Source organism: Paenibacillus sp. LRG-1 (assembly GCF_057220305.1).
This window is the reverse complement of record NZ_CM170126.1, coordinates 925,220-946,757: the sequence shown is the minus strand read 5'-3', so window position 1 is coordinate 946,757 and position 21,538 is coordinate 925,220. Positions and strand designations below refer to the sequence as shown.

22 protein-coding genes are annotated in these 21,538 nt (G+C 44.8%); 6 read left to right on the top strand and 16 right to left on the bottom strand.

Annotated features, from left to right (window positions below; translation table 11 throughout):
* Positions 1-91: 91 nt before the first annotated feature.
* Positions 92-1,714 carry a restriction endonuclease subunit S gene (locus ACUUJN_RS04265; RefSeq protein WP_484669294.1) on the bottom strand — a complete coding sequence of 541 codons (1,623 nt, stop codon included), beginning with the start codon at positions 1,712-1,714 and terminating at the stop codon, positions 92-94.
* Positions 1,715-2,251: 537 nt separating this feature from the next.
* On the opposite strand from ACUUJN_RS04265, the gene ACUUJN_RS04260 reads away from it, so the two are divergent.
* Positions 2,252-2,788: a hypothetical protein gene (locus ACUUJN_RS04260; RefSeq protein ID WP_484669293.1), complete on the top strand. Its 537-nt coding sequence runs from the start codon at positions 2,252-2,254 to the stop codon at positions 2,786-2,788.
* Between the two features lie 139 nt (positions 2,789-2,927).
* Positions 2,928-3,140, top strand: coding sequence for a hypothetical protein (locus ACUUJN_RS04255; RefSeq protein ID WP_484669292.1), 213 nt, complete (start codon positions 2,928-2,930; stop codon positions 3,138-3,140).
* A 513-nt stretch (positions 3,141-3,653) separates the two neighbouring features.
* On the opposite strand, the gene rlmD is transcribed toward ACUUJN_RS04255, so the two are convergent.
* The 4 genes from rlmD to ACUUJN_RS04235 all read right to left on the bottom strand — a co-directional run bounded on the left by rlmD (position 3,654) and on the right by ACUUJN_RS04235 (position 7,808).
* Complete coding sequence (gene rlmD / locus ACUUJN_RS04250) at positions 3,654-5,456, bottom strand: 23S rRNA (uracil(1939)-C(5))-methyltransferase RlmD (RefSeq protein ID WP_484669291.1); 1,803 nt, start codon at positions 5,454-5,456, stop codon at positions 3,654-3,656.
* 218 nt (positions 5,457-5,674) lie between these two features.
* Positions 5,675-6,556 (bottom strand): diacylglycerol kinase, encoded by an 882-nt coding sequence (locus ACUUJN_RS04245; RefSeq protein WP_068938553.1) that lies wholly within the window; start codon positions 6,554-6,556, stop codon positions 5,675-5,677.
* A gap of 173 nt (positions 6,557-6,729) precedes the next feature.
* Complete coding sequence (locus tag ACUUJN_RS04240; RefSeq protein WP_028542001.1) at positions 6,730-7,518, bottom strand: sirohydrochlorin chelatase; 789 nt, start codon at positions 7,516-7,518, stop codon at positions 6,730-6,732.
* Complete coding sequence (locus ACUUJN_RS04235) at positions 7,518-7,808, bottom strand: YerC/YecD family TrpR-related protein (RefSeq protein ID WP_007428885.1); 291 nt, start codon at positions 7,806-7,808, stop codon at positions 7,518-7,520. The genes ACUUJN_RS04240 and ACUUJN_RS04235 overlap by 1 nt, the downstream gene beginning before the upstream one ends.
* Positions 7,809-8,034: 226 nt before the next feature.
* Here ACUUJN_RS04235 and ACUUJN_RS04230 point away from each other — a divergent pair, with 226 nt between their 5' ends.
* Entirely contained in the window at positions 8,035-8,550 is a 516-nt protein-coding gene (locus tag ACUUJN_RS04230) for a hypothetical protein (RefSeq protein WP_025721205.1), read from the top strand.
* 6 nt (positions 8,551-8,556) lie between these two features.
* On the opposite strand, the gene corA is transcribed toward ACUUJN_RS04230, so the two are convergent.
* From corA to ACUUJN_RS04195, 7 genes are all read right to left on the bottom strand, one after another.
* Positions 8,557-9,516: a magnesium/cobalt transporter CorA gene (gene corA, locus ACUUJN_RS04225; protein WP_025721203.1), complete on the bottom strand. Its 960-nt coding sequence runs from the start codon at positions 9,514-9,516 to the stop codon at positions 8,557-8,559.
* 203 nt (positions 9,517-9,719) lie between these two features.
* Positions 9,720-9,866, bottom strand: a complete 147-nt coding sequence (locus ACUUJN_RS04220; protein WP_081327454.1) for a GNAT family N-acetyltransferase — start codon at positions 9,864-9,866, stop codon at positions 9,720-9,722.
* Positions 9,867-10,108: 242 nt separating this feature from the next.
* A complete protein-coding gene (locus ACUUJN_RS04215; RefSeq protein WP_418027099.1) occupies positions 10,109-10,837 on the bottom strand; it encodes an amino acid ABC transporter ATP-binding protein in 729 nt (242 codons plus the stop codon).
* The gene (locus ACUUJN_RS04210) at positions 10,830-12,278 is read right to left on the bottom strand and encodes an amino acid ABC transporter substrate-binding protein/permease (RefSeq protein ID WP_023987086.1); all 1,449 of its coding nucleotides are present in this window, start codon (positions 12,276-12,278) and stop codon (positions 10,830-10,832) included. The genes ACUUJN_RS04215 and ACUUJN_RS04210 overlap by 8 nt, the downstream gene beginning before the upstream one ends.
* 240 nt (positions 12,279-12,518) lie before the next feature.
* Positions 12,519-13,508, bottom strand: coding sequence for an inorganic phosphate transporter (locus ACUUJN_RS04205; RefSeq protein WP_023987085.1), 990 nt, complete (start codon positions 13,506-13,508; stop codon positions 12,519-12,521).
* A 14-nt stretch (positions 13,509-13,522) separates the two neighbouring features.
* A complete protein-coding gene (locus tag ACUUJN_RS04200; protein WP_007428879.1) occupies positions 13,523-14,137 on the bottom strand; it encodes a DUF47 domain-containing protein in 615 nt (204 codons plus the stop codon).
* A gap of 188 nt (positions 14,138-14,325) precedes the next feature.
* Positions 14,326-15,420 (bottom strand): DUF3048 domain-containing protein, encoded by a 1,095-nt coding sequence (locus tag ACUUJN_RS04195; RefSeq protein ID WP_023987084.1) that lies wholly within the window; start codon positions 15,418-15,420, stop codon positions 14,326-14,328.
* A gap of 249 nt (positions 15,421-15,669) precedes the next feature.
* Between ACUUJN_RS04195 and ACUUJN_RS04190 the strand changes: the two genes are divergently transcribed.
* Positions 15,670-16,188, top strand: a complete 519-nt coding sequence (locus ACUUJN_RS04190; RefSeq protein ID WP_023987083.1) for a DoxX family membrane protein — start codon at positions 15,670-15,672, stop codon at positions 16,186-16,188.
* 215 nt (positions 16,189-16,403) lie between these two features.
* Positions 16,404-17,327 (top strand): hypothetical protein, encoded by a 924-nt coding sequence (locus ACUUJN_RS04185; RefSeq protein ID WP_341057963.1) that lies wholly within the window; start codon positions 16,404-16,406, stop codon positions 17,325-17,327.
* Positions 17,328-17,400: 73 nt separating this feature from the next.
* On the opposite strand, the gene ACUUJN_RS04180 is transcribed toward ACUUJN_RS04185, so the two are convergent.
* The 3 genes from ACUUJN_RS04180 to ACUUJN_RS04170 form a co-directional block, all read right to left on the bottom strand.
* The gene (locus ACUUJN_RS04180) at positions 17,401-18,192 is read right to left on the bottom strand and encodes a dioxygenase family protein (protein ID WP_023987081.1); all 792 of its coding nucleotides are present in this window, start codon (positions 18,190-18,192) and stop codon (positions 17,401-17,403) included.
* A gap of 92 nt (positions 18,193-18,284) precedes the next feature.
* The gene (locus tag ACUUJN_RS04175; RefSeq protein ID WP_484669290.1) at positions 18,285-19,109 is read right to left on the bottom strand and encodes an alpha/beta hydrolase family protein; all 825 of its coding nucleotides are present in this window, start codon (positions 19,107-19,109) and stop codon (positions 18,285-18,287) included.
* Between the two features lie 271 nt (positions 19,110-19,380).
* On the bottom strand, positions 19,381-19,680 hold the full coding sequence (locus ACUUJN_RS04170; protein WP_023987079.1) for a hypothetical protein: 300 nt from the start codon (positions 19,678-19,680) through the stop codon (positions 19,381-19,383).
* Positions 19,681-19,877: 197 nt separating this feature from the next.
* Here ACUUJN_RS04170 and ACUUJN_RS04165 point away from each other — a divergent pair, with 197 nt between their 5' ends.
* On the top strand, positions 19,878-20,309 hold the full coding sequence (locus tag ACUUJN_RS04165) for a hypothetical protein (protein ID WP_013308831.1): 432 nt from the start codon (positions 19,878-19,880) through the stop codon (positions 20,307-20,309).
* A gap of 161 nt (positions 20,310-20,470) precedes the next feature.
* Here the strand turns inward: ACUUJN_RS04165 and ACUUJN_RS04160 are convergent, their stop codons facing one another.
* A complete protein-coding gene (locus tag ACUUJN_RS04160; RefSeq protein WP_053324662.1) occupies positions 20,471-21,418 on the bottom strand; it encodes an ABC transporter substrate-binding protein in 948 nt (315 codons plus the stop codon).
* Positions 21,419-21,538 lie beyond the last annotated feature (120 nt).

Here is a 21,538-nt window from a genome sequence, read left to right as displayed (position 1 = left end):
GTGCTGGGCTGATACTTTTAATGAAGTCTCAGCATGCATACAAACTTTTTAAATAGCTCCCCATTACAACACAGTTATTAATGTCAATATTTTATTGTTTCACATTCATAATAGTTTTTTGAAGACGCTCCATAACTTCATTCCATCTATCCTCAGCAAGACGAATGTTTTCTACATATATGGAACGTTCCTGCTCATATTCTTCTGCGATCACCTTTTGTTCGTCAACCCTGAGCAACGGGATTTCTAGCGTCTTCAAGTCTTTATAGCTAATATTAATGACGACTGTTCCTTGCTGTTTTCCTGCTAAAACTTTATTCCCCAAGGGGCTATCCAAGAAAACTTTTAGGTATGTCCCTAAAAGCAGTTTTTCATTCGGTCTTATTACAATAATGTTTGATGACGCGATGCAAGGATACTTCTGTTCTTGGAAAATCGCTATTCTGATCGCTGTTCCACGTGCTGGTAATAATAAATCCCCATCTCTAAGTAAGTAATTTGCAACTTTACGCTCTTCCTCTTCGATGTGATCAAGACCCGCATAATCAATATCATAATCATTAAGGTTCGATATATTTACGACTCCAATGCTACCATTAGCATCTTTTTTGTTGATGGCCTTTCCGCGAAAAACTTCAGCAACATTACCTAATTCTTCTTTTTTAATACTTGAGTTCTGATAACGCTGCCAATCTTCATCCACCATCCCAAAAATATGATCAACATTCCAGTATCCCATTTCCATTAACTCTTCCAGCATAACAAATGTATCATCTATGAGAACCAGTTCATTAATTCCATTTTTTTTGATGTTGCTTGTAGCAGCATCATACCTCTTAATCATTACATCTTCTGTTCGGCCAGTTGTGATCGTAAACATATACGTCTTAATAGCGGTAGATGAAAATATCCCAGTTGGCAGCTCAGCTATTTCCTCCAATTTATACATGCCTTGTATAAATTCCCTTAAGTCTTTAATTGAGCCCGCAGCAAAAGTTATTCGAGCTGGAAGTACAATTACCAATACACCCGAACTATTCAAGTGTAAGAGCAAGTTTTCTACAGCTATCATTTCATATTCCCTACAAATGAAATCTCCGTTATTTTCTCCGCGTTCTCTTGCTCCAAATATAGGTACCGCCAAAATTAAATCAAACTTCCTTGCTGAGAACTCGTAATCATAAATACTTGTCTGCTCGACAATTACATTGACATACTCCTTAAACATTTCGTCGAGAAGAACTTTACTCACGCTATTCATGGTAGTTATGAAGAATTCACATTCAGTATGTCGGCTTACTACTTCAGTAAGGTAAGGTACAAATTTTTCAGCTTCAGGAATCAATACCGTCTTAGTGTTTGGATTAAAATGTTTTTCAAATTCGGTAATTAGCACTTTCGGTATATAAAACATCTCTTTATGATCTGCAGATGCCAGTACCATTTCCCAATCAATATCTTCATCATCCATAGCCATAAAAGCACCAAAAAACACCTTTGAATCCGGGTATGGATTTTTCATTCCGTAACTATTCGATATTGAAATCATTACCTCATAAGCTTTCTGCTCAGTAGGTTTTTTTGAATTTGATGCAAACTCATCTTTTGTCTTCTTCAAAAGGAACAATGCACTAGGCAACTCTGACTGAGCAGTATATCCCCTCAATGCATTATATCGACTCCAAATATGGTTCATCCGCTTGTCGTTACGCACCTTTATCCCCCCTTTGCAAAACAACTCACCGTTATTATTATACATAAAATATAGCACCGCACATGAGTTGTGTCAATTGATATTCAATTTTGGTATTCGCATACCAAAATTGAATGCACTATTATATTATCTGATTTTTATTGTTTTATACGCCACAATCAAATAAATTTCGAGAAAACATGAAGTCTGACTTCGTGTTTCTTTTCGAGCATTATCAAAGCTCTTGCAAATAAACAGTATTTTGTTTATTTGCAAGGGCTCATTTTTTGTCCAAATACCATGAAGTCCGACTTCCTGTTGGGACAATTATGACTGAATTACTATTAATACATAGATTGAAACCTTCACACGACAGCCACCTGCAGGGTATTCCGGTGTTGTGTGAACTACAACTAAATATTTGCAATCGACCACCGGAAGTGAGGTTGCAATTCGAAATGGAGAAATCCTATTGAATTGCTACCGACCATCTGTGGTCTAGCTTGTAGTATCAAAAAAGCTCTCCATTTCGGCTCAAACCGAAGGAGGGCTTTTTATATGTCAATCAAAGAAAATCAGAGTCAACCAAAGAACAGTAATTATTACGAAGGTGAGTGGCACGTATTTATCGACGGCCAGCAAATCCCCGCTTCCGAAGAAGTCTATCGAGCCTACAAACGTCCGGCGTGGGCAGAACGTAAGCGCAAGGAGCGAGAAATGCGCTGCCTAGATGAAAAAGGCAATCGTTGCACCAAAAGCTGTCGTGAATGCGATTTAGAGCGTGCAGAAAAAGGACTCCCGCCAATAGAACGGACAAACAGTGTCCTTTCATTGGACAAGTTCACCGAGGATGGCTTCGAAGTATCCACCACAGTCGATATCGCTGAATTCGTAGCGGACAAGCTTCTGCTCGAAGAATTGTTCGCAGCCCTGGAGGAATTGGACCCTGAAAACCGCAGGATTATGGAACTCTTCAGTAATGGTAAATCCGAGCGGGATATCGCCGCTGATATTGGGCTTTCACAGAAAGCGATTAATAAGAGGAAAACGAAGCTGTTCGCCCAACTGAGAGAACGCTTGAAAAATCTTCGCTAGTTCCGGTACTCAAAACGACCTCTTCTGTCCTGTGGATAGTGAGGGGAGCACTCCCTACCATTCATTTTCAGAAGGTTCAATATGAATAGTGAAGATTATATGAAGACTCAGATCGCCCTAGGAAAGGAGAAATACCCAAATGAATATACTTCTTGATATCATCCATTGGTTCATAAATAACGTAGATACACTTCAGCAAGTTCATGATAATACAGTGGACGAGCTGATAAGATACTACGAATTATATGTAGCGTACCGTCAAGTCCGCGAAACCCATCAAGAACCCAGTCCACCCGACCAAGAACAAGTGGATTCTTCCGAGAATGACGTCAACAAGAATGACAAGACTTAAGTAAGCAGCTGCAATCTGTGAAGTCACTCAGCTGAACCTTAAAACTATTCGGTGGCTTGTAGAACTGTTAATTCCACGAGTCACCGATTCCCCTTTGTCTTTATTATGAGCTTTACCCTAGCAGCAATCTAAATAGTTACGCCCCTGCTTGTGGCTGGTCTACTCACTACAGTGCACCTGGTAGTAGGGGGCTGTCTGTAAAACTGAAATGTAAAAATAACTTCGACGCATTCCTATTAAAATGCTATTTCCGCGCTCATCATAAATTATAGAGTGACAATGATATTTCTAGCTATAATCAATGCGCGTCAAGGTCTACATATCAAGGGAAATGGAAAATATCCCCTAGCTGAAGGGGGACTACACCGATGTATCTTGTATTAATTTTCCCTCACAAGCAGTGAACAACACTCCACATGTCTTATGTATGTAAATAAAATATGTTCCCGCACTCAACCCTAAAGCCTTTTTGAATGTAGGAACATATTCAAGTTACTCTTAACCCCTTCTACCTCAATGCTTCTTATCTCGATATATCACTACCACGCACTCCACATGCACCGTATGCGGAAACATATCTACGGGTTGCACTTCCACTGTACTATACCCGCCATCCTCCAACATCCTTAAATCCCGCGCCAGTGTGCTTGGATTACAGGATACATACACCACGCGCTCTGGCTTCATCTCCAGAATGGTATCGAGCAGGCGTGGATCGCAGCCCTTACGGGGCGGATCGACGACGATAACGTCGGCGGTGATGCCTTGCTCTTTCCACGCAGGAATGACGTCCTCGGACGCGCCTACCTCAAATTTCACATTGCGCATTTCGTTCAACAGCGCATTACTCCGTGCATCGTCGATGGCTTCTTTAACGATCTCGACCCCATACACCTGATCCGCATGCTGAGCGAGGAACAAAGAAATTGTGCCGATGCCGCAATACGCATCAATTACCGTTTCTTTGCCCGTGAGCCCGGCATATTCGACGGTTTTGCTATACAGCACTTCTGTTTGTACGGGATTCACCTGATAAAAGGATCTCGCGGAAATCGCAAACTGGACGTTTCCAATGTAGTCGTAGATCACGTCACGCCCCCACAATACACTAGTCTCGTCGCCAAAAATAACGTTCGTTCGCTTCGTGTTCACGTTCTGGCATATGCTTGCCACGTGTGGGATATGCTCACGAATACTGCCGATCCACGCATCTGCGTGCGGAATATCTCGCCCATTCGTCACGAGCACCAGCATCATTTCACCCGTGCGAAAAGCGGTCTTTACAACGACATGACGCAGCAGCCCGCGTCCGGTTTCTTCATTATATGCACTGATGCCCAGCATTCGGCCAATCTCTTTCACACGTGCGACAACTTCGTCATTACGCTCGTCCTGAATGAGACAGGTGTTCATATCCACAATTCGATGGCTGCCGCGTGCGTAGAAGCCGCCGACAAGCCCGCCTTCGGTGACACCAATCGGCACCTGGGCTTTGTTGCGGTATCGCCAAGGCTCACTCATACCGAGTGTAGGATGCACGACTACGCCATGTACACGCGACATGCTGTCGGCATTTCCATCCGTATTCATGGCCGAATCAGAAGTCGTGACTGTATCGGCCTCACCATCTGTATCCGCAGAAGCAGCCAAAACCTGTGCAGTATGCTCACTGGGCTCTGTAGCCACACTCAGCTTCCCGATACGCTCCAGCACATCCACGACATGCTGGCGTTTCCAGCTAAGTTGCGCTTCGTAGCTCATATGCTGGATCTGGCAGCCACCGCATTGATCGTAGATGGCACACGGAGCTGCAATCCGGTCAGGGCTAGCCTGCGCGATATCTAGCAGCTTGGCATACCCATACTGCTTTTTCGTTTTCAGCACCTTTATCCGTACCTTTTCACCCGGTAACGCACCTGGAACGAACAACGTAAAACCCTCGACACGCCCTACACCCTCGCCATCGTGGTTCATGCCGATGATGTCTATCACGGCCTCATCATTCTTTTGCACAGGCAGATCGGTACGCTCTACACTGGATCGGATACGTTTGGAAGCATCCTGACTTCGTCCACCGTTGGAAGAACGACGAGTATCTCGTCCATTTTCCCTTTTCTTCTGAGCCACTTCATTCATATTTCCATTTTTATGTTTGATTTCGGCTTGAAGCAGCCCATTTCCAGCTCTAACCCGAGACTGTTCCGGTTCTCTCTCTCTTGTCGCCTTCATAGTCTTTTTGTGCTGATTTCCTTGAACAGGAGTTGCTGTCGCTGCATTCCGGCGGCTTTTTCCACGTCCGCTACGGTTATTCGTCATGATTGTCACTTCTTTCTGATCTTCTTTTTATGCGGTATTTTCCTTCGAACGTCTAACTAGAATGGTCATCTAAGCATACAAACATCAACTCGAAAATGCCGTTACTCCCCACGGAGAACGGCAAGAACCAATATGTTCACAAAAACAACTACCTACTCTGCATTCCATATACTATATTGCGTTGCCGCCCGGAAGCAGAAGTATTTCCTCATCATTCCTCACCGGAAAACATTCAAATGATGAGGTAAATTCTGGAAAGTCGCTGGTAAGGTGCCCCCCAGTTCGCCATCCAGATTAAGCTGGACATAGCCGGGTGAGGTCACTTCCATGTAATCTGTTTTAAAATAAACAATCTTCTTATCCTGCAAATGCTCACCACGCAGAGCAAGTGTTACCAATCGGATCATTTCCGCCAGATTGCATTTCCGCACAGCGATGACATCGAGGAGCCCATCATCTATTGTCGCCCCGGGAGCAAGCTTTTCAAACCCGCCCACCGAATTCGTATTCGCAATCAGGAAGAGCATAAACTCGTCGTGAATCACTTCCTGACCCGATGCCTTGATGATCAGCTCCTGTGGAGCAAGGCTGACCATCTTCTCCATACCTTTAAAATAATACGCCAACTGGCCAATCATCGTTTTTAGCTTGCTCGGAACTTCATACGTAAGCTCGGTTAAAGTTCCCCCGCCTGCAATGTTGATAAAGTAGCGGTCGTTCGCTTTTCCGATATCCAGCGGCTTCGGATTTTGACGAATAACTAGGTCGCAATAATCCTCCCAGTGCTTGGGGATGCCCAGTGCTCTGGCGAAATCATTCGTCGTCCCCAAAGGAAACACACCCAGGGGCGGGCGGTTTTCTCTTTCAGCCATCCCGTTAATGACCTCATACAATGTACCGTCGCCACCAGCGGCGATAATCATGTCATACCCACGCTCAATGGCCTCTATTGCGGCACGCGTTGCGTCCCCTTCACCCGTAGTTGCATGGCAAGAGGCTTCAATACCACCTTCATCCAGGCGCTGCAAAACATCCGCAAGACGACGCTTCATTTCCTCACGCCCAGAGGTCGGATTATAGATTAATCTAGCTCTTTTCATTCCGTTACGCCACCCGTATATTTAATGATATTTATATTCACATAGCAGTTCATCACATTCAGTCTGTACAAAATATCATCATACTGGAAAAAGACCTCTTTTACAATAAAAGAAGCCAGACTTTACCCAAATAAGGAAATTTAAGGCTAAGATGACGCTATAGCCGAACTAGACTACCTATGACTTGACCTTGCTTGCTTCTGCACACTTTGCAATAATTCACGAACTTGTCTATCCATCCAGCTTGTGAGCAAAGGATGCGGCAATAAAGGATCTCCTGAATAACGGTATTCGAGCCCCTGCAAGCGTTTAGGAATTATGTGACTTGTAAAATATCCAGAACTCAAAAATAGCGGTGCCACAATAACATCATGACCCCGCTCCTGATTCCAATACGCTGCCTTGTCGTACACACTCTCGGGATTTAACAAAGCGTGGTCCGTGATGATACCACTCACGCTTTGCACCGTACGGGCCAACGAAGAAATCCCCTGCTCCCAGCGCTGAAAAAAGCCGTTGTGCACACTGCCGTGACCTACGAGTAAAATAACCTCTCTCGCAGGGTCGGCCGATAGCGGGCGAACCTTGTCCCACACCATGCGGGCAACATCTTCTCCGTCATCCAGCGGGCTGCCAAAATGCACTCGCGCCTTCATTCGAAACGGCTTCAAATCTGTTTCTTTGTCCGGCGCATCTTTGACACCCAGTGCATAGCTAATCTCATCTACATGCGTACTGCCTGATGACACAAACAAAGGTATAACCAATATATCTGTTACACCCAAGGCTTCCAGACGGTCAATACCATTTTGAATCAATCTTTCTTTAACCGTTTCCAAAAATGAAACCTCTACCGGTATTTCTTCCGGCAAATGGAGCTTTGCAACTGCCTGATCCACCTGTTCCACCCAATACGGCTCCCTAGAGCCGTGGCTGATTACCAGTATCCCAGGGCTCCGCATTAGCGTCCCAGACGTTCCAGAGTCATTTTATACCCATCATTACCATAGTTCAGACAACGTTTAACACGTGAAATGGTGGCTGTACTGGCCCCTGTCTCTGCTTCAATCTGATTATATGTGCTGCCTTTGCCTAGCATACGGGCAACCTCTAGACGTTGGGAGAGGGATTGAATTTCATTAATCGTGCACAGATCATCAAAAAATACATAGCACTCTTCCAAATTTTTAAGAGTTAAAATAGCTTCGAACAATTGATCAATACTTTTATCATTAAGCTTCTTAAGCTGCATGGATTATCATCTCCCAAGGTTACGATCTCTCCTCATTGTACCCGAGGAATAGTCGCTTTTTCAAGCATTAACGGTTTCACGCATTACAGAACAACATTATGACCATAGAAAAGTACCGTACGAATGCCCAAATCCGCTTTTATACCTGATTTCGGGACACGCGCCTAAACCCACTGTGCGTTTGTAACATACAGTAGAGTATCAACCTGCAAAGGAATGTGATCTCATGCCTGGACACTACTATCATCGGAGGCCGCTACAGCGCTCCCTTTCCGATCCGTATAGTTCATCTCCTTATCCCGGACTCGATCCATACAACGAGGTTCCGCAAGCCGGTTCTTCCGGGCTGGTTCCTTACGAGGCGCCAGCGAGTATTACGGATTCTGCCGTGGTCACACCAGACCCGGTTCCAGCCAAAGGAGGACTGCTTGGGGGGCTTGGCAACCTCAGTAATCTCAACGAAATCAAAGGCTTCATTGACCGTATGGGTGGTATTGATGGAATTGTTGCTACGGTCGGCAAGGTGCAAAAGGTCATGTCCAGTGTGCAGCAATTTGCTCCAATGGCGAAGCTGATTATGGGCTCTCTCCCAGCATTCGGCAAATCCGCGAGCAAAAACTCTGCAACAGATATCGCCGAGGAATTGGATGAATACACACCACCACGCCCACGTCGGAAAAAGACACAGCGCAAAAGCACCACTACCCCGCGCAGACGTCCGCGCAAGCGCAAAAGAAAGTAGACTATACTATTTGAACCAGCCTCGGCGCATAAACCAGACCACCATTGCAACACTCAACAAAAACATGAAGAACAGTACGCCAAAATATCCATATTTCCAGCCCAACTCGGGCATATTCGAAAAATTCATACCATAGATTCCTGCAATCAGCGTCAAGGGCATAAAAACGGTCGTAATTACGGTCAGCGTCTTCATAATTGAATTCATGCGATTGGAATTGAGCGATATATAACTGTCCCTCAGGTCGGCTGTCATCTCGCGGTCGGCCTCCAGCATGTCTGTCAGCTTCAATAAATGATCATATATATCGGTAAAATAAGCCATATGATCTCCTTGGCCCTGCACATGCTGCGAATTCAAAACTCGGTACATTAGATCACGCATGGGTACGATGGTACGGCGCAGCTTGAGCAGCCTGCCACGCAGGTCAAACACCTGCTTCATTAATTCCTCTACGGATTCGCGACCGCCCAAGCCCTCCAGCTCGGCTAATTCATCCTCAATCATAAAAAGGCTCGGAAAATAGTTATCTACCAGCTTGTCCATCACCGTGTAGGCTGCAGCCAGCGGTCCTCGCGACCATATTTTGCGTTCATTCGCATGCTGGACAATCCGCTCCCAGGCTTGATCCAGCTCCTCTAACTCATGATGGTGATATGTAACCAAAAAACGACTGCTAATAAACATATCCACTTCTTCCGCAGCTAACGTATCTACATCAAGCGCATGCACGACCAGAAACTGCACATCCTCGTAATAATCCAATTTGGGACGTTGCAGAACATGCATACAATCCTCCACAGCCAGTGGGTGAAAATGAAAATAACTCGTCAGCAGCTCCGTCTCGCGATCTGTAGGCTCGCTAAAATCTACCCACATCCATATATAATCCTCCATGACGATCTGATCCAATGGTTTTCCCACTGTTACCTGATGATCATGACCTATAGCCAATGTACGTATCACCGTACGTCCCCCTCGCTTACACTTCCGTCTGATATGTTATTTATATTTTATATAAGCCAATTAACATTATACAAATCTCAAGTTCTAAATTCCTTTTAATAAAGAAAAGGATATCTCCGGGCCAACATGCCTCCCAAGATATCCTTATAAAATAATCAATTCATTATAATTAAATCTTTTTCACAACCCCCGTGCTTGTCGCTTCATATCCAAACCGTTCCTTTAGCCCGAGCTTCCGCTTCCTGATTTAACGCCTTGCCGATGCCTTTATTACGATGTTTTGAATCCATCACAAAAACGACGATACGCGCGTAATCTTCATCTCGCTCTCTTCCCCTATACCCACTCATTCAAGAGTGAGGCAGGCTCTTTGCACGAAAAGGAGCAATCAGCGAGTCGTAGCGTAGCGGTCCATTTGAATCTGTAGAAGCGGCAGCGTTCGCCTTTGCCTCTGAATTTTCATCTTATAAGGTCTTATACAATCCAAAAATTCAGGGGCAACAGCGATCGAAAGATCAAATGGATCGCGGAGCGTCTCCTCACAACGAGATCCCCGCCTACATCCACAAACCCTGCCTCATTTTTAACCCTCTTACAATACCTTCTCCAAGAAACTAATGGTCCGCTCATTTTTCGGATTACCAAATACCTCTTGTGGCGTTCCTTCTTCTACGATGTAACCACCGTCCATAAACACGACACGGTCGCTTACTTCGCGTGCAAAACCCATCTCATGCGTTACGATCATCATCGTCATGCCTTCACGCGCCAGATCTTTCATTACGCCGAGCACTTCGCCCACCATTTCAGGATCGAGCGCCGAGGTAGGCTCGTCAAACAGCATAATGTCTGGGTTCATTGCCAGCGCACGTGCAATCGCCACACGCTGCTTCTGACCGCCGGAAAGCTGTCCTGGCAATGCATCTGCCTTATCGACCAAACCTACACGATCCAGCAGCTTCATAGCAATTTCCCGGGCCTCTGTCTTGGACTGTTTGCCCAGTTCAGTCGGCGCGAACATAATGTTCTTGAGCACGGTCATATGCGGAAACAGATTGAAATGTTGAAATACCATACCTATATTTTCACGGACTTTGTTAATGTCCACGTTTTTGTCACTCAAGTTGTAGTCATCGACAATGACCTCACCTGCGGTAATTTCTTCAAGCATGTTCATACAACGCAAAAACGTACTTTTCCCCGAACCAGACGGGCCAATGACACACACAACTTCGCCTTCACGTACTTGCATGTCGATGCCCTTTAGCACTTGATTACTACCATAGCTTTTTTTCAGGTTTTTAACGATAATTTTACCCACGGCGAACTCTCCCTTCAAGACGGTTGGAAATTTTGGTCAGGACTGTAATGACGATAAGATACATCACCGCTACTACCAGCCAAATATCAAAGGATTGGAATGTCCGCGCAATAATGATCTTACCCGATTGGGTCAATTCGACCAAACCGATAACAGACAAAATGGACGTATCCTTCAACGTAATAACCAACTGATTGATAAACGACGGGATCATGATTTTCACAGCTTGTGGCAAAATGATTTTAAGCATAGCCGTCCGATAGGGTAGACCAAGCGAACGAGCTGCTTCCATTTGTCCCGGATCAATGGATTGAATACCACCACGGATGATCTCAGTTACATACGCACCCGCATTCAGGGATAACGTCAATACAGCCGCAACAAAAAGCGGCATTTTGAAATCCAGTGCCTGTGGTATACCAAAGTAAATAAAGAAAGCAAGCACGATCAGCGGAATACCACGGAATATATCGACGAAAACAGTTGCAATACCACGGAACACCTTGTTATGGCTTACCTTCATAAAGCCAAACACCAATCCTAGGATAAAGGCTACGAGTAAAGATACAAGTGTGTACAGCAACGTATTTCCCATGCCCTTAATCAGTGAAGGCAGCGAAGCGGAAATCAGTCCCCAGCGGCTGGTTTCTACAGGCGCCACACCTTTGCCCGATTCGCCAAGGTATTTAGCCAAAATTTTATCGTATTCTCCGCTATTGCGCAGATTAACAAGCCCTGCATTAAATTTCTCCAGCAACTCTTGGTTCTTGCCTTGGTTAACAGCAAACCCGTAAGAAGCACCTTTTTCCTTATCTGTTACCAGCTTAAGGCCGTTATTCTGGTTTACACCGTATGCCAGTACCGGATAGTCATCAAAGCAGGCAACCGAATTACCTGTTTTAACTTCATCATACATTTGAGAAGAATCGTCGAACGGTACTGTAGTAAAGCCGTATTTGGCCTTAATGGATTCTGCGAATGTGTAACCTTCCGTTCCTGTTTTGACAGCGACACGCTGTCCTTTCAAGTCCTCATAGCGTTTAACCGTATCATTATCCTTGCGGACCGCCATGACGACGCCTGAATCAAAATAAGGCTCGGAAAAATCAAATTTCCGCTTGCGTTCATCGGTAATACTCATCCCGGCAATGACGCCATCCACTTGATTCGTTTCAAGGGCCTGCACTGCCGCGTTAAAGCCAAGAGGCTTAATGGTATATTCAAAATTCTGATCCTTGGCAATAGCTGCCAGCAAATCCATGTCGATACCGACAAATTTACCATCTACATCTTCAAACTCAAAAGGCGCGAACGTTGTATCCGTGCCGATATCATACTTTGTTTTATTTTCTGCATGTGCCACTACACCGAAATTACCGGCCAGGGCAACCACAAAAAACAAACAAATCATGAGCGCTATTAGTTTTCTAGATTTTTGCATAATTTCCTCCAGTCAGTTGAACGGTTCAAAGTTTTCTGTTTATTCTACAGGAGTTATTAAAAATTGACTACTTTGATGTCAGGTATTTTTTGAAAAACGTTTCATGGAACTATCTGGATGTGTGAACTTTGAAGAAGCAGTTTTATCCCAGAATGCCAATAAGCCCCTGCCGCAAAAAGCGGACGGAAGCTTATTGTGTATTCTATAGTGTGTACCTTTTTTTCAAGAAATAATAATGAACTAAAAAAGAATTTTGAAAATCAATCCAGATAACAGTGCAGCAATCGGTATGGTTATCACCCAAGTAATAATAATTCGACCGGCCAGCGACCAACGCACAGCGGAAAAGCGCTTCGCAGAACCCACACCCAAAATAGCCGAAGTAATGGCATGAGTAGTACTTACGGGCAAATGAAGCAATGTAGCTGTGAAAATAACAGAGGCTCCCGAAATGTCAGCTGCGAATCCGTTAATTGGCTCGATTTTAAAAATCTTGGTTCCCATCGTCTTGATGATTTTCCAGCCCCCGATAGACGTACCCAGCGCCATGGCTGTTGCGGCTGAAATTTTTACCCACATGGGTACTTCCAAATGGTCCTGATACCCCGCCGAAACGAGTGCGAATGTAATAATCCCCATCGCCTTTTGAGCATCATTCGTACCATGCGTGAACGACTGAAGCGCTGCTGTAATGACCTGCATTGTACGAAACCCTTTGTTCACCGTATGCGGACTACGATGAGCGAAGATATATTTTAAAATCATCATCACGATGTAACCGACAACAAAAGCAATCAACGGGGAGAAAATAAGTCCTTCGACAATCCCGATGAAGCCGCTCCAGTTTAATTTATCCGATCCCGCACCTACATACACCGCTCCAGCCAATGCACCAATCAATGCATGAGAAGAGGATGAAGGAATACCGAACCACCAGGTTAAGAGGTTCCAGATAATCGCAGCGATCAGCGTCGCAATGACGATATCAATTCCATTCGTAAGCTTGGTTGGATCAGCGACACTTCCACCAATGGTCTTCGCAACCCCTGTAAACAATATTGCCCCGAGAAAGTTCATGACCGCAGCCATAATAATCGCACGTCGCGGGGTCAATGCACGGGTCGATACCGAAGTTGCAATCGCGTTCGCCGTATCATGAAAACCATTAATAAAATCAAATGCCAGAGCAAGAAAAATAACAATACCCAATACCAATAAACTTGTATCCATGTAAAAGGACTCCCTTACGAGTTACGCATAATGATGGATTCCAGCATATTTGCAACATCCTCGCATGAATCCGTTGTCGTTTCAAGGCGTTCGTACAATTCTTTGCGTTTAATCAGTTCAATAGGGTCAGTTACAGTTGCAAACAGGTTTTTAATGCAAATACGCAACAATTCATCCCCCTGATTTTCCAAATCATTCAGGCGAATAGTGTATTCACGAATGGCCAGCAATTTTTTCTGTGAAAGCAAATGCACAGCTTTCTGAATTTCGTAAGCTGATTGACGCAAAATATCAGCGAACTGCACAATATACTCGTCCGGCTCCGTAATATTGTACATATAAAAACGAGAAGCCGTCGCTTCAAGACCGTCCAACACATCATCCATGGTTGTTGTCAGTTCCATGATGTCGTCGCGTTCCAACGGCGTAATGAAGGTCTTGTTCAGTTCAGTAATAATCGTGTGTGTGTAATCATCACACTTATTTTCATACTTCTTCATTTCATTTGTAAACAAAGTTACATCCTGAAGATTTGAAGTATGTTGGGCAAAATAATCGGCTGCTTGCACGATCGTATCTGCCATATTTTCCAACGTCTCGAAGAATATATCCTTTTTCTTCAATCTCATAACGATTACCCCTTTACGAAAATATCCGCAACCTGTTTCGACTGCAATAGACAACCTTTGCTATCTTATCACACTCATCAATGTTTTTGTAATGTTTGTAAAAGCAAATTTCATGATATACGTATACATTGCCCGACATGGAAGGTCATTATCCGACATTTTTTCCCTAAAAAGGTGTATTTCGTTTTCTAATTTGCTTCTATGGTTACATGTTCCTTTAGTGAAGTATCTGCAGGTACCACATGTATATAGGATGTACCTGGTGTTAACGGGATTTCAACCCCATTTTTCATAAAACGAATCGCATCGCCTGGTGTATGTTGCCACTCAGCCTGTATTAACCGTCCTTGTTGAAACACCATGGCCTCTCCGCTACCGTCCAACTCAACACTTAATCTGCCTACATCATCCAACGTTCGATGTCTAGCGCTCATCACAATGACATTGGCTGCTGAGAGCTGTTGGTTATTATTTTGATCCACATGTGACTTTTCGTTCACAAAACGCTTATATTGTTGATCCGCTGGATCATAGGTATAAGATACCCGATAGCTTTTAAGCAAAAATCGGATTTGTAAAGATGATGCAGTCTCGTCCACCATAACTGGGGTTTCACCGGATTTGAGGTAAGAATATACTGGAACGTCCGTCTGCTTGGCATACCCTTTACTATCGCTTCCTTTGCGCAGTCTGTTCACGTCTGTGTATAAATTATGTGGAGGACGACGATCTTTGCTTCGCCAGAAGTAAGCCCCTCCATTTGAAATCTCATCCAGATGTTCCTTCCGCTGCTGCTGTAAAATCGCATAGGCATCTGTGCTTCCCCCTGCGTGTATCGGCAACGCACCATAGGTTTCGCCCAGCTCAATCAAATACGGTCGAATGCTACGGACCGGTCCGATCTTTACATCTCCGCCATGACTTTGGAAAAAAGCGACCAGACGGGTAATCCCACCTTCTGCAAGAACTTCATATACCATGTCTGCCTGGCTAAGTCCTGCCTGTGGACGTGCAGCCGGAGCATTGTTGATCATGACAGCGAGCGGTCGCTCCAAAACTGGCTGCTCCACCGGAAGACCGGTGAGCGGAGCTGTAAATGCCGGAATAGACTGCTCCTTCGGCGGTTCAAGTGCCTCCTTCTCTGTTTCTTGCTTGGTCAGTTGGGGAACGGATTCAGATTCACCCGTATTGGACATAGCAGAACAAGACATCAGCGTCATGCATAACAGAGCTGAGGCCATCACACGCAACCAATGATTTCGTTGGGAAATGGGCCCGGACAAGTTCATCCCTCCACTTAGTTATTTTTCTCATTATAAGCTTTATTTCCTGTTTTTGTCTTGATTGAAGCATGACCAATCTATAGAATACTTATCTGAAGACATTAAAATTTAAAAAATATTTAGACTTTGTGATTTTTATCACAAATAACTGTAACTGAACCTACTACAATAAAGGTGTAGCAAAGATGATCATCCCCAACAAAATGAAATACAACCAACATTATAGATTAAGAAAGAGGAGTGGTTTGAATGTTTAACAGCTGGTTACGTGAGAACAAAGTCGCAATGTGGTTGCTGACTGTAGTACGGGTTTATCTAGGGTATGAATGGATGACCCACGGACTTGAAAAGCTGACAGGTGGATTCGATGCAGGCGGATTTATCTCGGGGGCCATTGCTAAAACAGGTGGAGACCATCCCGCTGTACAAGGCTGGTGGGGATCGTTCCTCGAAGCCTTTGCCCTGCCGAATGTAGGTTTGTTCAACGTCCTGATCCCATTGGGTGAGTTCTTGGTAGGGGTTGGCCTGCTTCTCGGTACATTGACTACACTGGCTGCTTTGATGGCTATGGTTATGAACTTCTCGTTCCTGTTCTCGGGTACAGTAAGCACCAATGCAATCTACCTGCTGTTTGAAATCTTCCTTGTAGTTGCTGGTGCAAATGCCGGAAGAATTGGCTTTGACCGTTGGGTACTGCCCTTCCTGCGTGGACTGTTTCGTAAAAATAAAGATACCTTTCCAGCGGACCCTAGCCGAAAAATAGCTTAAATATCCCAAAATAACCGTTATCCTCCGGGGTAATGGTTATTTTTTTTGTGCTGTTATGCTCACAAGAGGTCTTTCAGCTCCTTCTAACTCGGACTCTTTTATCGGATTCATCATCCCCTCCAAACGTTTACAAGTTGGATACAACATGGAATGCTCACGATACATTTACCCTATACACTACAGTTACATCAAAGAACGTAATGGAGGGTTATATCATGAAAAAAATTACCAAAGCCTATCTCATGCTCGCAGCCGTAACTTTCACAGTGCAAACTATGGGATTGGGATATACGACATCAGCCAAAGCGGCGACGTCTACTATGACATCTCAGGCAGAAAGTGTACAACATATCTCCAAGACCTTCGAGCAGCTACTACGCCAACCCGGCAAGCTACCTCAGGCATTCACTTATTTGCAAAAGCATATTCAAACCATTCCAGCCTCTCAAGCTACCATCATGGTGCTTCATCTGGAAAATGCACAGAACCAGCAATTGGATTCCTATGCAAAGACCTTATACCCGGCCTCTGTTCAAACCAAAATAAATCAAATCTATAAACCCGGTGATTCGTTCACAAATGTAATCATCCGTTCAAGCGATGTGAACCTGAAAAAGTTGCTAACTCAAACAAGAGATGCCGGCTACAAACTTGAAACTGCAGAAGGCATGTACTACCCAGTCATCAACTATGAAAAATATAAAGTCTTCGGGAAGCACACCACGACAGATATCCGCAGCTATATTGACATCATGGCGATGGAATCCGGACAGGCGGCTACCAAGGATGCCGCGCTCCGTATCGGCTATCAACAGTTAGCCGGACGAGTGCTGGCACAGGAGGCATTTTTAAACCAATATCCTCATTCCAACCGTACACAAGCTATAAAAAAATTGCACGATCTGTACTTCTTCTATACTTTCTATGGCACGAACAATACGCCATTATTCGATTATGATACCGGGAAGATTCATCCGAATGCCAAAAAAGGGTATCAATTCGTCGTTCAACGTAATATGGATTCGAAGAGTACCTACATTCAAAAGCTGAAAGCATTTATGACACTGTTGGATCAAAATGGAGATCAGCGTACTACGCAGGTATCCACTTGGCTAAAAAAGAACGTGCCTTCTAATTAATCAAAGACGCAAAATACACAAAAGAACTTCCATTCCCACACACCATGTGGATTCGGAAGTTCTTTTTTTACATTTACGTATCACTTTCTTGACCAAAAGCCCAACAATTGAGACTCAACGAGCCAAGGACATACGATTGAAAAAGCTTATGCGCAGAGCGCTCATGATCCGCAGCCCCCATCGCATAAAACAAAGGTGAAAAATGCTCTATTCCATAAGAAGGTACCGCCTGTTTGGCATATGGAGCCTTTTTGTCATATTGGAATAGGTGGCGCAAATTCCAGTCTTGAAGCTGCTGTGCAATCCAGTCATCATATTGAACGGCCCAATCGGCTGGCTCACTCGTCTGCTTGAGTGTCCGCAAGTTGTGGACCAATCCGCCGCTACCGATAATCAAAATCCCTTGTTCTCGCAAAGGCGCCAGCATCCGTCCAATCTCGTATTGCTCCTGGGGAGCGCGCCGAGAATCAATGGATAAGGGTACGACCGGTATGTCCGCATCAGGATATATATGCCGCAAAACCACCCATGCTCCATGATCCAGTCCTCGGTTCCGAACCGGCTGGTGGAACAGGTTATGCTGACTGAACAGATGCTCTATCTCCTCATACAGCTTCGGATCGCCTGGTGCAGGGTAATCGATTGAGTACATTTCTTCGGGAAAGCCATAGAAATCGTGCAACGCTGCATGCTGATCATCCGCGCCAATACATTGATCGGGGCTATCCCAATGCGCTGAAAAAATGACAATTCCTTTGGGTCGGGGCAGGCTCGCGCCCAGCTTTGCAAGAAAGCTGGTATATGCGTTATTTTCTACAGCCAGTGTCGGTGAACCATGCGCAACAAAAATTGAGGGTAATGTCATCGCTGCCAACCTCCACACGCCAGTATAGTGTTGCTCTTCCATTTTACTCCGGCGGAGGCGCAATTTCCAATACAATCCGTTACACACTGAAATCAGATCATCCAGTGCTGCCAATCCCGTTGAATATTTTCCTGTTCATCCAGCCATTCAAGTGTCCGATCAATGAGCCGTTGCCGCTCTTTACCTGACGAGAAAGTGTGATCCCCCTGGAAAATAATCTCTTTATCACAGCGTCCCTCTGGACGCATCCAGAATATCTTTTGAAACAGAAATGCATAATCCACAGGAATAATATCATCCGAGGTGCCATGAACAACGAGCACATCTCCGTTAAATTTAACGGCCTCCTGGAACGGCTGAAATTGAGCTAACGACTCAAAATAAGCAGGCGTAAACTTATAGCCCAAATAGTCGGCATGACCGGTTTTAACAGACTCATCGTACACGCTTCGCTCCGTAATTTTGACGATGTCGTTGAATGGATAGCCCACTGCTGACCAAAGAACCAGATTTTGTACTCTCTTATCCCGTACGGCTGTGAGAAGGGCAACCGCGCCCCCCAGACTGTGACCGATCAGCGTCACCTTGGTTGGGTCAATGTCCGCACAATTGACGGCGTAATCCAACACGGTACGTGTCTGATTAATCATGGATTCGAGCCCCTGCTTGCCGTATTCACCTGTGCTTTCCCCACAACCGGCAAAATCAAAGCGCAGGACAAAGTATCCCCCTTCGGCCAGTTCACGCGCAGTCTTGACGAATAATCGATCTACTCCGATACGATCGCCCACAAAACCGTGACATATAACAACGAGGGGAACTCGTCTCTGACGCTCTCCCTCATTTGTACGGTTTGGATAATGAATTGTTGCGGCCAGCTCTTCATGTTCAAAGCGAATTCCAATTTGCCGTTCCATCCTGATTCCCCCTGTTTCAAGCTTCACTACACATTTATGAATTCAAGCTCATATAGTAACGTGGAATATCCATCCAGGATATTCATTCACTTTAATTCCGATAAGTTTAATAAGTTTTATAGTAAAGTCAGTCTATCATCGCCCTGCTTCCTTGTCAACCTGTCAGTTCACATCGTTAAAAAAGTAAACAAATAGCGCTCCCCGGTGCGATTCCGGAGAACGCTATACTACACTTATTAGAGTGAATCCACTACATTAAAGTAGACATTCGTTATTCGTAGCTGTTCCTAAACATTTGGTGGGTCTCCGTTCGTCCCTCCCACTCCAGCTTACAAGAGGCGCCGTTATGTTCATCCTCATGCCACAGGCTGCGGTAGTTCTGTGCACCTAGTTCACCTGCAAATTCTGTATCCTCAGCCACTTCAATATCGTCCAGTATACGGTAGGTTGGAGAAGTTCCTTGAACACTCCGGTGACTCACATTTGTAGACGAGGCCACCCCGCTATTCCTGTTCGAAGCGTTTGCTAATCGTTTTTGGACTGAATAATCTGCCTGGTTCTCCAGTTTCATGATGCCACACCCTCTTAACGTTTATATTCAGGTTGCTCTATGTGCTCACCCTGTATCCAGTTTGAGGAGAATGCAGCGGTAATATACATTTTATAGATAAAGTCTTTTGCCATCCGACGCTTCCTCACGTATACTGTCTTTGTTACGAAATGGCGGTTCCATCAGCTCGGGATACGCTCATAAAGCAGGAGGAAGAAATGAATAAAGCAAAAAATTATACGCTTATTGCATGGATTGCCTTGTCTATGTTTTTTTTGACACAGGCAATTATCGGATGGTTTGTCACCTTTACAGGTGGGGATATCAAACCCTTTGAAAAAATCAGCCTATCCACCCTTATCATCATCGCCGCAGGAGCCATTCTACTCGTTGAAGCCCTGATGAATTTTATGGACCGTCCCGAAGAAGGCGAGGAGACACAACAGCCAGACCATGCCCCTGTAAAGCCCCAGATGAATCTCAAATCCATCTTGATGTATGTTGTGTTAGTTGTCGTGATTCTTGTCGCCGGACTGGCGCTGCGCAGTGTACTGCCGGTATTCAGGATCTCACCTTGGGTAAATTTAATTCTCGCCGCCATCGGCTTTATTGGACTCAAACCGATTTTTCTGCGTAAAAAGCGTTCATAGCCCGCAATTCTCATTATATGGAGCTGCCTCATTTTGGATCATAGCAGCTCCTTTTCATTTCGATCAGGCAACCGACTTACAGCTTGAGCGTGCGCCAAAAAGCCGTATTCCTGGCCTGCAAGAAGCTGCATGGGGGAATACGGCTTGATATACTTTAAAACTTATTTGGAAAATAGTTGTTCTGCATTATCCAGAGCAATTTTATGTCCCATCGCGGAATAGTCCAGCCAAGGCTGTCCGTCCAACATGTAGACATGCCCTTGCTTCACCGCTTTGAGACCTTGCCATACTGTATTTCCTTCCAGCTGTTTGTATACCTTTTGGGCATCCGCGCCTTTACTGATGATAACAAGGATCGCATCGGCATCATAATCCGGTAAAACCTCTTGGGAAACAACTTGATAAGCCTTGTTGATCTTTTCTACACCCTTGGCTGGCTTCAAGCCCAAGTCCTGATACAACAGCGGTCCTACGGGACGCTTCATCCCCATAACACGAACCTCTTTCGCCGTCACACGTACAGCCATAACCGTTCCGTCCCCAATTTTTGAATGAATCAGCTTTTTGACTCGTTCCTTCTGTGTATCATAATCTTTTAGAAATGCGTCTGCCTGTGCTTCATGTTTGACCATAGCAGCTATTTTTTTCAATTGATCCTTCCATGTGCCTTCATCCAGATCAAATACTTCGGTCGGCGCAATTTTTTCAAACTTGGCCACATCGGTTCCCGAATATTTTTTGTCCAAAAAAATATGATCAGGTTGAAGTTCCAATACCGCTTCCATATCCGGGTCTGTGACAACACCTAGCTTACGTGTAGTTTGAAGACGATCTTTTACATGGGGCAGAAAATCCTTCACATCTCCACCAATGACCGAACCAGCCGGAGTAATGCCCAATGCCAGCAGGTTGTTTGTCAAATGAATAGACATCGAAGCAATACGCGAATCCGCACTAATGGTTGTCTGCGCACTGCCAGCCGCTTTCGTATCGGTAGCCTGTTTGTCGGCTGCTTGTCCGCAAGCGGACAGCATGATCATGCATACAACAAGAGTTGTGACTACCCATGAACGTTTAAAATCAGAACCCTTAAATTTGTGCTTTCTCATGTTACTCTCTCCTATGCTACAGAAACTCTACATTATAATGATCAATATAGAAGGCTTCTGCTTAGTTATTAATTTCAGCGGGTTGCATCATTTGCATCATATGATTTCATATGTACCTAT